At 45.5% G+C, this 13,817-nt stretch carries 14 protein-coding genes, 1 riboswitch and 1 other annotated feature; of the genes, 8 read left to right on the top strand and 6 right to left on the bottom strand.

Annotation, left to right across the window (positions count from 1 at the left end):
• Positions 1 to 81: 81 nt before the first annotated feature.
• A complete protein-coding gene (locus FC07_RS09310; RefSeq protein WP_057904832.1) occupies positions 82 to 1,227 on the bottom strand; it encodes a glycerate kinase family protein in 1,146 nt (381 codons plus the stop codon).
• Positions 1,228 to 1,244: 17 nt separating this feature from the next.
• Positions 1,245 to 2,555 (bottom strand): GntP family permease, encoded by a 1,311-nt coding sequence (locus FC07_RS09305; protein ID WP_057904831.1) that lies wholly within the window; start codon positions 2,553 to 2,555, stop codon positions 1,245 to 1,247.
• Positions 2,556 to 2,914: 359 nt separating this feature from the next.
• Here FC07_RS09305 and FC07_RS09300 point away from each other — a divergent pair, with 359 nt between their 5' ends.
• Entirely contained in the window at positions 2,915 to 3,964 is a 1,050-nt protein-coding gene (locus tag FC07_RS09300) for a CdaR family transcriptional regulator (RefSeq protein WP_057904830.1), read from the top strand.
• Between the two features lie 42 nt (positions 3,965 to 4,006).
• Here FC07_RS09300 and metE read toward each other — a convergent pair whose 3' ends face one another.
• A complete protein-coding gene (gene metE, locus FC07_RS09295) occupies positions 4,007 to 6,295 on the bottom strand; it encodes a 5-methyltetrahydropteroyltriglutamate--homocysteine S-methyltransferase (protein ID WP_057904829.1) in 2,289 nt (762 codons plus the stop codon).
• A gap of 65 nt (positions 6,296 to 6,360) precedes the next feature.
• Positions 6,361 to 6,604: a binding site (T-box leader), on the bottom strand.
• A gap of 227 nt (positions 6,605 to 6,831) precedes the next feature.
• Positions 6,832 to 6,931, top strand: a riboswitch (SAM riboswitch).
• 90 nt (positions 6,932 to 7,021) lie between these two features.
• On the opposite strand from metE, the gene FC07_RS15890 reads away from it, so the two are divergent.
• Positions 7,022 to 7,168 (top strand): hypothetical protein, encoded by a 147-nt coding sequence (locus FC07_RS15890; protein ID WP_155797808.1) that lies wholly within the window; start codon positions 7,022 to 7,024, stop codon positions 7,166 to 7,168.
• 41 nt (positions 7,169 to 7,209) lie between these two features.
• Here FC07_RS15890 and FC07_RS09290 read toward each other — a convergent pair whose 3' ends face one another.
• Together FC07_RS09290 and FC07_RS09285 are read right to left on the bottom strand one after the other, a co-directional pair.
• Positions 7,210 to 7,395, bottom strand: a complete 186-nt coding sequence (locus FC07_RS09290) for an LBP_cg2779 family protein (protein ID WP_057904828.1) — start codon at positions 7,393 to 7,395, stop codon at positions 7,210 to 7,212.
• Between the two features lie 37 nt (positions 7,396 to 7,432).
• A complete protein-coding gene (locus FC07_RS09285) occupies positions 7,433 to 8,116 on the bottom strand; it encodes a class A sortase (protein ID WP_057904833.1) in 684 nt (227 codons plus the stop codon).
• Between the two features lie 197 nt (positions 8,117 to 8,313).
• Between FC07_RS09285 and FC07_RS09280 the strand changes: the two genes are divergently transcribed.
• The 5 genes from FC07_RS09280 (at position 8,314) to FC07_RS09260 (ending at position 12,308) form a co-directional block, all read left to right on the top strand.
• Positions 8,314 to 9,159, top strand: a complete 846-nt coding sequence (locus FC07_RS09280; RefSeq protein ID WP_057904827.1) for a sulfite exporter TauE/SafE family protein — start codon at positions 8,314 to 8,316, stop codon at positions 9,157 to 9,159.
• Positions 9,160 to 9,540 carry a DUF1634 domain-containing protein gene (locus FC07_RS09275; RefSeq protein ID WP_057904826.1) on the top strand — a complete coding sequence of 127 codons (381 nt, stop codon included), beginning with the start codon at positions 9,160 to 9,162 and terminating at the stop codon, positions 9,538 to 9,540.
• A gap of 131 nt (positions 9,541 to 9,671) precedes the next feature.
• The gene (locus FC07_RS09270) at positions 9,672 to 10,352 is read left to right on the top strand and encodes a hypothetical protein (RefSeq protein WP_057904825.1); all 681 of its coding nucleotides are present in this window, start codon (positions 9,672 to 9,674) and stop codon (positions 10,350 to 10,352) included.
• Positions 10,349 to 11,173, top strand: a complete 825-nt coding sequence (locus FC07_RS09265; protein ID WP_057904824.1) for a sce7725 family protein — start codon at positions 10,349 to 10,351, stop codon at positions 11,171 to 11,173. Before FC07_RS09270 ends, FC07_RS09265 begins: the two co-directional genes overlap by 4 nt.
• A gap of 127 nt (positions 11,174 to 11,300) precedes the next feature.
• Complete coding sequence (locus tag FC07_RS09260) at positions 11,301 to 12,308, top strand: hypothetical protein (RefSeq protein ID WP_057904823.1); 1,008 nt, start codon at positions 11,301 to 11,303, stop codon at positions 12,306 to 12,308.
• A 45-nt stretch (positions 12,309 to 12,353) separates the two neighbouring features.
• On the opposite strand, the gene FC07_RS09255 is transcribed toward FC07_RS09260, so the two are convergent.
• Entirely contained in the window at positions 12,354 to 12,716 is a 363-nt protein-coding gene (locus FC07_RS09255) for an iron-sulfur cluster biosynthesis family protein (RefSeq protein WP_057904822.1), read from the bottom strand.
• Positions 12,717 to 12,897: 181 nt separating this feature from the next.
• On the opposite strand from FC07_RS09255, the gene FC07_RS09250 reads away from it, so the two are divergent.
• The gene (locus FC07_RS09250; RefSeq protein ID WP_155797875.1) at positions 12,898 to 13,611 is read left to right on the top strand and encodes a MerR family transcriptional regulator; all 714 of its coding nucleotides are present in this window, start codon (positions 12,898 to 12,900) and stop codon (positions 13,609 to 13,611) included.
• Positions 13,612 to 13,817: the final 206 nt, after the last annotated feature.

The raw sequence follows: 13,817 nt of genomic DNA, 5'->3' as shown, positions 1-13,817 counted from the left end.
CAAAAAGAGAAAGCCCAATGTAGCAACTTTCTCTTGACTAATGGTAGAAAAGAAGCCCTATTCTTTAGGACTTCCACTGCTTTAAAATTGAAATTGTTTGACCAAGCGCATAATATTTTCAGTCGTGCGTTGTAAGTTTTGAGGACCGTTAGCCAAAGCCTCTTTCAAGGTCTCAACTCCTGGGACAATGGCAAAGATCGCATCAATGGCATCTGCTTGATACAAGGTTTCAACCCCTTTACCAACATTGCCAGCAACCACCACAACGGGTGCATGCGGTGCAACGCTTTTAGTCGCCTTGGCCACACCGTATGGGGTTTTACCGAATTTCGTTTGAAAATCGATGCCCCCTTCACCTGTGATCACCAGATCAGCGCCGGCTGCCTTTTCTTTGAGGCCGGCATATTGCACCACAATATCGATCCCACGTTGCATTTCAGCCGGTGTAAAGGCTAATAAACCAGCGCCTAAGCCACCCGCAGCGCCTGCGCCAGGTTGGGCGGCTAAATCATAACCTAATGTTTGCTTCAAAACAGCTGCATAGTGCGCCAGATCTGTATCCAGTTCCTGAACCATAGCCGGTGTTGCCCCCTTTTGTGGGCCGAACACCGCCGATGCCCCAGTTGGACCGACTAACGGATTGGTCACATCAGATGCAATGAGAAATTCAGTTTGCGCAATTCGCGGGTCGATTTCGGAACAATCGATTGTTGCTAACTGGCCTAATGCCCCGCCGCCAAACGGTAACTCGTGTTGCGTCGCATCGCGTAAGTGTGCCCCAATGGCCTGGGCCATACCAGCACCACCATCATTGGTGGCGCTGCCGCCGATGCCTAAAATGATTTTTTGAACCCCTTGATCCAAAGCGGCACGAATCAATTCACCGGTGCCATAAGTGGTTGTGATCAGTGGATTGGCGGTGGTGTGATCAATGTATTGAATGCCACTCGCCGCCGACATTTCAATCACGGCCGTGGTGCCATCGCCTAATAACCCATAAGCGGCTTGAACCGGCGTGTTTAAAGGCCCTGTCACCGTTTCTGTGATCAAGCGGCCGTTGGTGGCATCGACCAACGATTGAACCGTTCCTTCACCACCGTCTGCCATTGGGACTTTGACACAGTCTGCATCTGGCACTGCTTGTTTGACCCCAGCTTCAATGGCTGCCGCAGCTTCTTTGGCGGTCATATCCCCTTTAAATGAGTCTGGTGCAATTACAATTTTCAAGAAAAACACCCCTTATCTTACAAACCCATAAAGCCGTACATAATCGTTGCGACGACGCAGCACGTTAAACCGACTAACATTTCGTATAAAATACCTTGTGACCGTTCACCAATTTCCATGTTCATGGCATTGGCGGTCACGTGGAAGTAATTCCCATGTGGTAATTGGTCGATGACGATGCCACCTGTATGCACCATAGCCGCAGCTGCTAATGGAGCGACACCAAAGCCTAAGATTGCTTTACTAAAGGAACCCGTGGCCAAAATAACCCCGGTTGAGGTTGAAGCAGACGCTGCTGCCATTAAGACCCCGGCAACAGGTGCTAACAAGGTCCCAGAGACATGAGCGGCTTTGATCAAAGTAATCACTTGCTCTGGCAAGCTTGAACTGGTGATCAAACCACCGATAGCACCGGCCCCTAATAAAATCAGCACCACGTCTGTCATCCGCTTCATTCCGGCATCTGCATATTGCCGCAACTTATGCCCTTGCTTCATGGCCAAAGCACCGATAATCGCTGCAATCGGTAAGACATACATGGCATCTAAGTTTAATTTGGTTAAAACCGCAATGTGTAATACAGAACCAATTGGATTTAACAATAATAAGACAATGGCGATCACAGGAGTCACCAATGAACTTTTCAAACTAGGCAGGTTTGCGGCATCGACTGCATCTGCGGCGATATTTTCCAAATCTTTGTCCAACACTTCTGACCCTTTATTGCGTAATAACGTGGCTAACAACACTGTCATGGCCAGGCCAAATAAAGCTGGAATAAAGTCTGCAACCATCACTTGGCTTAATTCGACATTAAACCCTTTAGCCGCCGCAATCGTATTGGGATTGGGTGAAATAATGTTGCCGGCTTTCCCGCCACCAGAAAGTGCCACTAACAATGCCAGTTTCGAAATATGCATCCGCTTGCCAGCTTCTAAGGCAATCGGTGCCACGATCAAAACGGCTACCGGAATAAAGACCCCAACGGCTGTGATCACCATTGTGGCTAAGGCTAACGCAAAAATAGCAAGCCGATCTCCCAGCTTGGCCACAATGGTACGCGCCAACGTTTCAGCCGATCCCGATTCCATCATGACACCGGCTAACATCCCAGCCGCCAGTACCCGTAAAATAGTACCAACCACACTTTGTAAACCAGCGCTTAAAATATTAACCGTTTGTAACAAATTGGCGCCACCGATCAGGGCCCCAACAATCGCCCCTAATAATAGCGAATAAACCGGATTCAATTTCTTTAAAATCAAAATAATCGCAAGCGCTAACCCGATCAGCGCTGCCCACCACGATACGACAACATTTCCAGACACAACAATCGACCCCTTTATAAGAATAATGATTCACAAGAAACGGGCAGCGCTGGTCATAAAAGACAGCCAATCAGGTCACGTCATGCCTGATCGGTCGCTTTTTAGGCAATTGGTTGTCAGTTTTAAGTGAATATATGAGTCATAATCAACTATATGACTCATTTATATTGCTATGATACAGTTTACCGCAAAGTAACGCGAATTTATCTGTGCAAATGCCCAAGAAAAGCGTTCTCTTTTTTGTTGAAATAACCAACTCAAAAATTGTTAATTGTGATAAAATTAACAATAGCTTTTTTAAAGAAAGCGTTTTTGACAGCATTTGCACAAACATTTTAGAATCGAGTCTTTTTAAGCTTATGAAATTAGATCAAACATTAGCGCAATCCATTGTGAATAAAATGATGCAGCAATTGCCCTACAATATTAATATGATGAACGAAAAGGGTTATATTATCGCTAGCGGTGATGCTTCAAGAATCAATACCCGCCATGTGGGGGCAGTTGCCGCGATTCAACAACGTAAAACCTTAACCATGTCAACTTCTTATGGCAAAAACGGCCAGCCAGGGGTCAATATGCCTGTTTTTTTCGAAGGTCAAGTCATCGGGGTGATCGGCATCACCGGTGATCCAGAAATCGTGGTGCCCTTCGCATCGTTATTGCGAACCGCCACAGAATTGTTAATTTCTCAAAATAAAGCGAATCAACTGGAAAAGCAGCAAGCCAACCAGTTGAATCAGTTTTTATATCAATGGGCCCAAGTCAAAGATGATATTCACCAGCACACCGCCTTGATTTTAGATGCCCAGGCATTACAAATTGATGTTCTGAAAAAGCGCAGTGCTGTCGCCATTCAAGACTTCAATACCACAACCATTCCCATGGACGCTGACGACCATACGATCGTTATTTCCGATAACATCACTGTAATTTTAACGACACATGATACGACCATTCAGCGTTGGATCAAACTAGCCACAACGCACCAATTTCAAATTGGGATCGTCCGGCCCACCACCCGTATTGGTATTTCAATTGCCGAAGCCGTTCGAACGTTGACCATCGATCGCTTATTCAAGGCCAAACATTACGCTTACTACCAGGATGTGGCCTTTATTGACGCCTTATTGCAACATCAGCTACCGGTGGACGATGTTATAACGGCTTTTAAGCGGCTGAACCAGTCAGAAATGGGCCGTGAACTGATTGACACCTTAGTCGCCTTTATTGAAAATAACCAAAATATCAATCAAACCGCCGCAATGCTCCATATCCACCGCAACACCTTGCACTACCGCCTTGAAAGATTAAAAACAGAATCCGGACTTGACCCTCACCAACTCACCGATTTATTCAAACTTTATGTTGGCTACTTGAACTTTGCCCAACAAAATGATGGTCAATAAAAAGAACGCAAAACCAAATCTGGTTTTGCGTTCTTTTAAATCCTACTTGTTTTTAACCCCTAATTCAGCCACCACTTGATTGCGTGCATCAAGCATATTCTCTAATGCAGCGATGGTTTCAGGTTCTTTACGGGTCTTTAAGCCACAGTCTGGGTTGATCCAGAACTGATGCACATCGATGACTTCCAAGGCCCGGTGAATGTTTTGCTTAATTTCGTCAACAGATGGCACCCGTGGGCTATGAATATCATAAACCCCTAAGCCGATCTGCTTGTCGTACTTCGTTTGTTCAAAGGCTTTAATACTTTCACCTTTTGAACGTGATGATTCAATGGAGATCACATCAGCGTCTAAGGCACTGATCGCCGGTAAAATATCTTCAAAATCAGAGTAGCACATATGCGTGTGGATCTGGGTTTCGTCCTTCACACCAGTGGTTGTGATCTTAAAGGCCTTGACGGCATTATCCAAATATTCTTGACGGTAACGAGGCTTTAATGGCAAACCTTCGCGTAAAGCGGGTTCGTCGACTTGAATGATCTTAATACCAGCCTCTTCAAGCGCTTTGACTTCATGACGTAAGGCTAAGCCAATTTGATCGGCCACAATGTTCTTTGGAATGTCATCCCGGACAAAGCTCCAGTTAATAATCGTAACAGCAGACGTCAGCATCCCTTTTACCAAATGATCCGTTTGTTGTTGGGCAAAAACGGTATCGCGAACGGTGATTGGTTCGGTCCATTGCACATCCCCGTAAACAAATGGTGGTTTCACCCCACGTGACCCATAACTTTGCACCCAACCATTTTGACTGGTGGTAAAGCCCTTTAGTTTTTGACCGAAGTATTCTACCATGTCCGTCCGTTCAAATTCACCATGGACCAACACGTCGATGCCAAGGTCTTCTTGGATCTTGATCCAGCGTTTTGTTTCACCATCTAAGAAAGCCTGATAGTCGGCAGTACTTAAATCACCTTTACGCCAAGCCTTACGATGTGAGCGGACTTCCGCAGATTGTGGGAAACTGCCGATAGTCGTGGTAGGCAATAATGGTAAGTTCAAGACTTTTTGTGCAATGACCCGTTGTGGGTAAGCGGATTGCCGTTCCGTTGGCGCCGCTAAAATCGCTTTAACGTCTGCAGCCACCGTTTGATTATTCCGATGTTCAGAATGGTTCAATTGATCCAACGCAGCCTTGCTAGCGTCTAAATCAGCTTGCACATCGTCACCGTTAGCCTGTTTGGTCAGGGTCACAATTTCAGCTAATTTTTCGTCCGCAAAAGCCAAGCCATTTTTAATAACAGGAGCTAACTTATGTTCATTTTGAGTGGTAATTGGCACGTGTAACAATGAGTTTGAAGGTTGTAACCACAGGTTTGGCGCAGCGGCCTTTAATTGGTCGACCAAGGCTGTTTTAGCTGTTAAATCACTGCGCCAAATATTCCGGCCATCCACCACGCCAGCCGCTAAAAGCTTATCAGCTGGGAAACCATGTGCGACCACTGCTTTTAAGTTTTCACCGTGGTCATGCACAAAGTCCAAGCCAAACCCATCAGCTGGTAAGGCCACAACGGCTTCATAATCATCCACCGCAGCGAAGTAGGTTTGGACGATAACTTTAACCTCAGGTGCTGCGTCTTTTAAGACTTTTAAGGCTTTTTGATACAAGGCCAATTCAGCTTGGTCTGTTAAGGTGCCCAGCGTTGGTTCATCTAATTGAATATAGGTGACGCCTGCAGCCGCAAGTTCTTGAAAGACCTGCACGTAAAGTGTCAAGAGCTGATCCAATAATTGGGCGAGAACCGCACCACGAGCATAATCATCTTTAACTTTCCCTAACTTTAAGAAGCTAACGGGACCTAAGATAACGGGTTTCCCATCGATCCCTAATTCTGCTTTGGCTTCATTGTAGTAAGTCAACCAACGGTTATCCAACAATTTAAAATCAGCATGATCCAGTTCAGGCACGATATAATGATAGTTTGTGTTAAACCATTTGGTCATTTCAGCAGCAATGGCATTTTTATTACCACGCGGAATTTGATAATACTCCGTTAATGAAAGCTTATGATCAAATTTGCCAAACCGTTCCGGAATCACACCAAAGGCCACCGCAGTGTCCAACACGTGATCGTAGTTTGAGTAATCCGCAACTGGGATCACATCGATGCCAGCAGCCTGTTCCTTTTTCAAACTGTTGAGGCGTAAGGCTTTGGTTTGTGCCAAAAATTCTGTTTCATCAATTTTATGGCTCCAGAAATGTTCCAATAAGAATTTCCATTCCCGTTTTTCACCTAAACGTGGGTACCCAATATTACTGCTTTTTACCATGATTCATTCCTCCTCGTATTCATCAACATCAACTTTTACCGCAAAAATAAAAAACTCCGTCCTACATAAAGGACGAAGTTTTGCTTTCGCGGTACCACCTTTTTTCTCGACCACTTCACAATGATCGACTCACACAGTGCCGTTTATACGAAACTGTGGCAACGCTAACGGGCGCAACCGTTATTCACTAACCGAAGTTCATGAACACCGTTCGGAGATCATCTTCGTTGTCGTCAGATCGTTCCTTTCCACCTACTGGAACTCGCTGGTAACCTGCGTCACAACTACTCTTCTCGTCTCAACGTTTTCTAATAATTTTTTCATATTTGAATGTTCTTAGAATACCATCGGCCCTTTTTAGTGTCAATCATCTAGCGGCTTTCGCCTTAGAACACTTTTCAATATCAGCTTATAGGTAACGGCTATCAAATCGTTACAATGAGAGTTTGATGATAATTTGTCATTTTTGTAAAAGCGCTTTCATTTTCGCTTGCCACCGTGCTGAAAACTTGCTAGACTGAAATTGTAATAGAGACGTCTTATCCAGCATGTTCTAGGGAACTGGCCCGTTGAGAACACAGCAACCTACCTTGTGCAAGGTGCTAATTCCAGCAGCAAAGCGCTGATCGATAAGGAACATCATTCCCACGTTCCTTCAGCTAAATGCTTAGGGACGTTTTTATGATGAGGTTTGTCAGTCAGAATAACCCCTAGGAGGGAAAAATTATGCGTCTAACCGAAGAAAATTTCCGGACTCACGTCATTGCCCAAAAGCACCCGCAGCCTAGCGTAGATGTGACCAAATATCTGATTGCAAAGGCTTTACAAGCTGCTTTAAGCCGGCATACACCGGTTAAAAAAGCAGCACAATAAAAAATTAGGACAGCTAGCTAACGGCTAACTGTCCTAATTTTTTACGCCTGGATCAGTAACAACAATCGTTGCTGCTCATCGGCTGTTGCTTGCTGATCGCCTGATTTAATATCGTGTAAGCGTTCAACCGATAAATGACTTTGAAAGGCCATTTCATTGTCGGTTAAATCATGTTTTTTCTGGTATTGAATAATTTGCTCTGGTAATCCGGTGATTTCTGCTTCCATGCCATAAGACTTCCCTTCGCATTTAGTCTAGCACACTTTATTTCGTCTGGAACCGAGCAAGTGTTTTCGTCGTTGCTGTTTGCACTTTGACCAAGTTTCCGCGCACCGCTAACCGATTTTTACCACCATCTGCACAAGTGATCAACGTGACGATTTTTTTACCTGCCACGTCGTTGACTAAATAAGTGGCGGTAGGGTCAACCACCTGTTTCCAATTGACTTGATATTGGTAAACTTTTTTCAAGTTGGTGAGGTAAATGGAATCTCCGATTCGAATGCGATCCAGTGGTGAAAAGAGATTCGTACCATCATTTAACATGTAGTGGCCTGCTAAAGCGTAGTTGCCCTTGCCCATGGTCTGATCAGATTTCATGGTTGCGCCGCCGACAGATAAAGCGTCGTTAGACAAGCCCTTGACCACAGGTAACCGCATTCCCACGCTAGGAATTGACAACTTACCAATAATCGGTAAATTGCCTTGATTGGTGGCCGCGTGGGCAACTTCTTTAGCCCCTAGTGACTTGATCTTCTTATAATTATAATTGGTTTTCTTTTTCTCGTTTTTAGTGACTTGCTTGGCCGTTACTTGTTCGATCCGTTGCTGCCCCATTTCTTTAATGGCCCAGTTTTTGATGGGTTCATTAAAGATCAAAATCAACCCGACGACTAATAAAACACCAATCAGGGTATTGATCAAAATCCGTTTTAACCGTTTTGACACACCACTCACATCCTTTAATTTGCTTTCAGTTTAGCGCAAAATACGGCAACGGTCTATGGGTTTGCCTGGTGCTGTCAGAATTTTGTTAAGACGGCTTAAACCAGGCGCGCCAGCCAACTGGTGGCAACCGCTTTTTGCGCCAAACGATAGAATCTGCTATGGTTAAAGAATAATTTACTGAAAGTGAGGGACCGCTTGTGTTCCATACGATTATTGTTATCCTACTCGTCGGATTATTAGCCGGCATTGTAGGCTCCGTCTTAGGATTAGGTGGCGGGATCATTGTCACCCCGGTCTTAACCTTAGGCTTTGGACTGGATATTAAATATGCCATTGGGGCCAGTATTATTGCTGTGATTGCCACAAGCTCAGGTGCCACGATTGCATACGTTCGCGACGAACTCCTTAATTTACGGGTGGCCATGTTCTTAGAAATTGCCACGACCATTGGCGCCATTGTCGGTGCGGTGTTAGTGGGCATTGTGCACCCGGGCTTTTTATATGTTCTCTTTGGATTGCTGTTAGTTTTCTCAGGTTGGAATATGTACCGCAAATTACGCGCTGGTAATGAGGTGCTGCATCAAGCGGAACCTGATCGTATGGCACAAACATTGCGGTTAAATAGCAGCTATTATGACAAGGCACTGAAACAAAAAATCGATTATCAAGTCGAAAACATCCCAGCTGGTTTTACCATTATGTTAGGGGCTGGCTTAGCAAGTGGCCTGTTAGGCATTGGCAGTGGTGCGTTTAAAGTTGCCGCCATGGATACCTTTATGAAAATGCCGCTTAAGCCTTCCAGCGCCACTAGTAATTTGATGATGGGCGTTACCGCCGCAGCCTCTGCCACCGTTTATTTCTTTAATGGCTCGATCAAGCCTGAAATTGCGGCGCCGTTGGCCATTGGGGTCCTGGTAGGGGCCACCTTAGGCAGTCGGCTAATGCAGCATTTAAAACCACGTTGGATTCGGATTATCTTTATTCCAATCATTGTTTATACAGGCCTGCAAATGTTATTAAAAGGATTCGGGGTGAACATTTAAATGGCACAGAAATCGAACGATACCAAGGCCGAAATGGTCCAAGTTGAAAAATCCATTGGGGTGATCCTACAAATCGGCGTGGTGATTTCCGCAACGATTATTATCATCGGCTTAGTCATCGGTTTGGTCACAGGTGACACTGGCTATCCAGGGCAAACCTTTCCCACGCACCTAGGCCCAATTTTAACCGGTGTCGCGCAGGCGAAACCCGTTGCGATTATGATGCTGGGCTTATTTTGTCTCATTCTCACACCTGTTCTACGGGTGGTGGTCTCCATTTACGCGTTTGCTAAAGAACATGACCATCTATACGTGATCATCACCAGCACCGTCTTGGTGATCTTAGCGTTTGCCATGATTCTTGGTTATTTAGATATTTAGTTAGATCCTCGTCAGGTTGCACGTGCAATCTGGCTTTTTTTATAAGCAGTCGCATGTTAAAATAAAGCGAACAAATGTACGGGATGTTTTTGGCGCAATAAAATCGACACGAGAGACGAGGTGGTAACCATATGAAAACAGCGTTGACCTTAGATTTAGAAAAAACGCTTTACGCTTATTGGGAAGAACAAGGTGCCACAGCGGTGGAGGAAGTCACCATGCCTGAGGACAAAGGCATCGTTGACACGCTTGTGCGTGAATCAAACGGTGACACCCATACTTGGCGCTGTTTTGAACTAAAAGTCACCAAGGCGGATTTTCATTCTGCAGCCAAGCTTTCCTTTATTGGCAACTATAACTATTTTGTTTTGCCGGCCCGGTTATACCCCAAATTAAAGCCTGAAATCCCCAAACCAATCGGGGTGCTGACTTACCGCGCCTTTGATCCTCAGGCGATTGCTGCCAGCACGGTGCCGGTGACCACGCCCGGCACACTAACCATTGCCAAAGCCGCCCAATACCAAGCGCTACAAGTCAACGAAGCCGCCTTAAACAATCGCTTCATCGCCAGTCTAAACCGCGAAGTCCAAAAGGCCAAGCGCGTTGCCCACGGCCTGGCCCCGTTTAGCAATGAGCAATTACTGAAAGAATTACACCGGCGGAGCGACCATTATGCGGTTTACGATCCAGCAACCAACCTTTACGATCAATTTGCGGATCAGCTTCAAAATGATACGATTGCTGCCTTACAAGCAGAGGTAGACGCATTAACCGCTGAACTGGCCGCATTTAAGCTGGGGGCAGGCCAATGAACTATTATCCGGTGATCCGTGGGCGTCAATATGATTTGCTGGCACTAGCGGCGGCGGTCAAAATTGGCCTTGATGCGCACATTATTCCAGTGATTGAACCTGTGAAAGACATTGCGGCGCTACCACGTGTGGTCCAAGCTTTTGCCAAGGCCCAGCATCCGCTATACGTCCTGACAAACCCACAAGTTGGCCAGTATGGCTTACTTGCGCAACCAAAGCATGCCTTATCGGCACCGTTGCCGGCACCGATCCAAAGCGCACGTTATTTTGACCCTTTACCAGCGGCACTTTATTTGACGCAAACCTTTCAACAAGTGCAACTACTCGCCACCAAGCAACTGGCTTTGGTGCCAAATACCGCACGGGTACGGGCCTTAAAATTACCGCAGGCCATCTATTTAGAGGACCACTATCCAACGCGTCACCACACCGCCGATTTTTACTGGGTACAAGATGAATTTTATCAGTATCCCCAAGCCGCGTTACCTGGCGCCGGTTTTGCAGACTATCCGTTAAGCACCCATACCTACGATGAACATGGCTATCCGCAACGGGCCATCGCCTTTCACTTGTTGTACCCCAAAGCAGGCGCCCTTTGGCTGCATCATTTTACCTCCGTTAACAATGAAGACCTCCAAGACCCAGGGACAAAGTTTTTCGAAGCACGGGCTAGCCTAGCCCCTTGGTTGGCTGTTCATCCGGCTGCCAGTACGCCTGCCACCACTGAGCTCCTTGCGCTGGATCATTTTCCTGGTTTAGGCACGTTACGTAAATTACAACTCCAACATTGGTTCACCATTATCGGTCGCTGGCTTCGCTAACGGCCTTTTTGGCGGGCCATCACTTGTGATTATTTTACCTAATGCCGCTATGCAAACCCGCTGGGGCATGATAAAATCATAATGTAAGCGCTTTATAAAAACCAAAAAAAGGAAGGTTGGGATCTTTGTGAATCAATTTCGGGGGAAACTTGCAGTGGCGGTAGCAGCGTTAACGTTAGGCGGTGCAGCCTTGGTTGTACCAACGCCGGCAAAGGCTGCCAGTGAAGATCAGATCGTGGTCAAACAACTCGACAGTGCACCACATGGGAAACAAGCATTTGCCGTTACAACGGTTGCCATGCGCGGTAACAAGATCTTAGCGGCAAAAATCGATGAATTTCAGTTTATGGATAAAACAACCAAAGGCATCAAAGGCGTGCCAAACAGCGACAGTGATTTTGGCAAAAGCGTTAAAAAAGGCCAAGTTTTAGTTTCAAAAGCAGAAAACGACACCATTTACAGTAATCTGATGAAAAAAGAAGGCAAGGCCACCAAAGACCGCTTGGATTCCTTAACTGCCATTCAAGATTACGCCAAAGGTAAAACGGCCAAACAATTATTGGCAACCGCCAAAAAGAACAGTAACATGCAAAAGAAGGTCATTTCTGGTGCAACCTTAGTCGACACCAATGGCTACGTTCGATCAATTGCCAACGCGGCTAAAAAGGGCTACGTTTCCAAAGGCGTTGCGTCGGATAGCGACAATATCGTCTTGAAGCAGACCTTAGGCGCCCCTCATGGGACCAAGGCGTTTGCGATTACCACAGTGGCCATGGCAGGCAACAAGATCTTAGCAGCCAACATTGATGAATTCCAATTTGTGGCTAAAAAGGATTTTAAAGGCGTGCCAAACAGCAACAGTGATTTTGGTAAAAGCTACCCTAAAGGGCAAGTGCTGGCCTCTAAAACCGTGAACGACAAAGCCTACTCTGCGAATATGAAAAAAGAAGCTAAGGCAACTCAAAAGCGCTCGACTTCTATCAAGGCCATTACCAACTACACCGCCGGCAAAACGGTGAGTCAAATTGAAAGTGACGAAAATGCACATAGCAAAATGACAGACGTGGTATCCGGTGCAACGTTGGCTGATACTAACGGCTACATTAAGACGATCGTCACAGCCGCCAAGGAATAATGACCGCTAAAAAAGCCTCGAAAATGTCGAGGCTTTTTTGACGTGCTATTTTTGCGTGAGATCAGGGACTAAAATATCAACGCGCCCGGTTAACAAGCCTTGCTCACTGGTCAAAGTCAGTACACCACGTTGTTCATTTAAATCAAGTTTCATTTGATCCGCTAAATAAGTTTCACTATAAGGTTTGATTGCAATTGGACCAAGGTCAGAATCAACCGTATCGCGATAATCAGTTGTGGTGTCAAAGCTTTCTGGCACCACGATCAAGCGATAGCCTAAGTTCAGCGAGCAAGCGCCAACTGGTGAAAAAGGCCCGACCCCATCATCAAAATCTAAAATTAAACGCTGACCTGTTCCTAATTTTGCTTGAATTCGTTTTTGTGCCGCAGTTGTGATTTTTAAATACATCCATGCCACATCCTTTCACCAAATGCCATTATCTGCCACTACTTATATTGTACACAACTAAAAACACAACACAACTATTTTGCTGTGCGACCTGACAGCGGCGTTTAAATTCGCTATAATAGGTTCAGCGTCGTTTCAAGCGCGCTTGAAACGTGATTCAGAATAAAAGGAGTTTTGCATGATGAAAAATGTTCAAGGTGAAGAATACCAAACACCTAGACAAACGGCTGATCAGCTGGGTATCAGTCCCCAAACATTACGGGCCTATTCAGGCCTTGTTGAAAAAGTAACGCAACGCGCCGACTTCTTCCATCGTGACCAAAATAACGGGCGCTTGTATAGCGCTCAAAACATTGCCGATCTGAAACAAGTCAATGCCATTAAAAAGGAACATAACAAAACCTTAAATGATGCGATCCGTGAAGTGTTCGATCAACAAATCGTCAAAGAAGAACAACCAGCCGACGAACCAGCACCAGAAACGGCAACCGATAAGGCCAATGCCACCCAAGCAGTCGTTGCTGCCCATGGCACCCAACAGGTCGCTGGTAATGATAGTTTAGCGCCGATTTTATACACGCTGAAACAACTATCTGATCAAAATAATGATGTGGTTGATCAAATCAAAAAAATGCAGGCCCAATTGGCTGAGACCAACGATAAGTATGAACAATTGGTTAAAGCGCTTGAAAATCAAAAACAAGCTGAAACGCCAGCGACACCAGCTGCTGCCAAAGCGGAAACCTCTGACGATCCAAAAGCCGTACCGGCTACGGACACGACTGCTGATACCACACCTGATAATACCTACCATGATCAGGTTGCCACTGCCCTAACTGATGCAAATCAGCAGAAAAAAGGCGGCTTTTTCTCACGTTTATTTGGACACCATTAAAATTTAGTCAAGTTAATTGTGCTGACGATAAAATTGTGTAAAATATAGCTATACATGAACCATGATCAGGAGGCTTTGCTATGACAGAAAAAGCGGTTCGATTAGACGATCAACTCTGCTTTGCGATTTATCGTGCACAAAAGCAATATAATAACCTGAATTATTCACCATAAGTTCTCCAAGTACAGTGTCACCCCGGTATCATG

Source organism: Loigolactobacillus bifermentans DSM 20003, from assembly GCF_001434575.1.
GTDB classification, from domain to species: domain Bacteria; phylum Bacillota; class Bacilli; order Lactobacillales; family Lactobacillaceae; genus Loigolactobacillus; species Loigolactobacillus bifermentans.
The sequence above is the reverse complement of the archived record's forward strand: the minus strand, read 5'-3'. Positions and strand labels throughout refer to the sequence as shown.

What these genes read in the sequence shown, in the direction of transcription:
- FC07_RS09275 (WP_057904826.1), top strand. Translation starts at nt 9,160, where the DNA reads ATGGCACAGAAATCGAACGATACCAAGGCCGAAATGGTCCAAGTTGAA.
- FC07_RS09250 (WP_155797875.1), top strand. Translation starts at nt 12,898, where the DNA reads ATGAAAAATGTTCAAGGTGAAGAATACCAAACACCTAGACAAACGGCT.
- FC07_RS15890 (WP_155797808.1), top strand. Translation starts at nt 7,022, where the DNA reads ATGCGTCTAACCGAAGAAAATTTCCGGACTCACGTCATTGCCCAAAAG.
- FC07_RS09300 (WP_057904830.1), top strand. Translation starts at nt 2,915, where the DNA reads ATGAAATTAGATCAAACATTAGCGCAATCCATTGTGAATAAAATGATG.
- metE (WP_057904829.1), bottom strand. Translation starts at nt 6,295, where the DNA reads ATGGTAAAAAGCAGTAATATTGGGTACCCACGTTTAGGTGAAAAACGG.
- FC07_RS09290 (WP_057904828.1), bottom strand. Translation starts at nt 7,395, where the DNA reads ATGGAAGCAGAAATCACCGGATTACCAGAGCAAATTATTCAATACCAG.
- FC07_RS09265 (WP_057904824.1), top strand. Translation starts at nt 10,349, where the DNA reads ATGAACTATTATCCGGTGATCCGTGGGCGTCAATATGATTTGCTGGCA.
- FC07_RS09270 (WP_057904825.1), top strand. Translation starts at nt 9,672, where the DNA reads ATGAAAACAGCGTTGACCTTAGATTTAGAAAAAACGCTTTACGCTTAT.
- FC07_RS09255 (WP_057904822.1), bottom strand. Translation starts at nt 12,716, where the DNA reads ATGTATTTAAAAATCACAACTGCGGCACAAAAACGAATTCAAGCAAAA.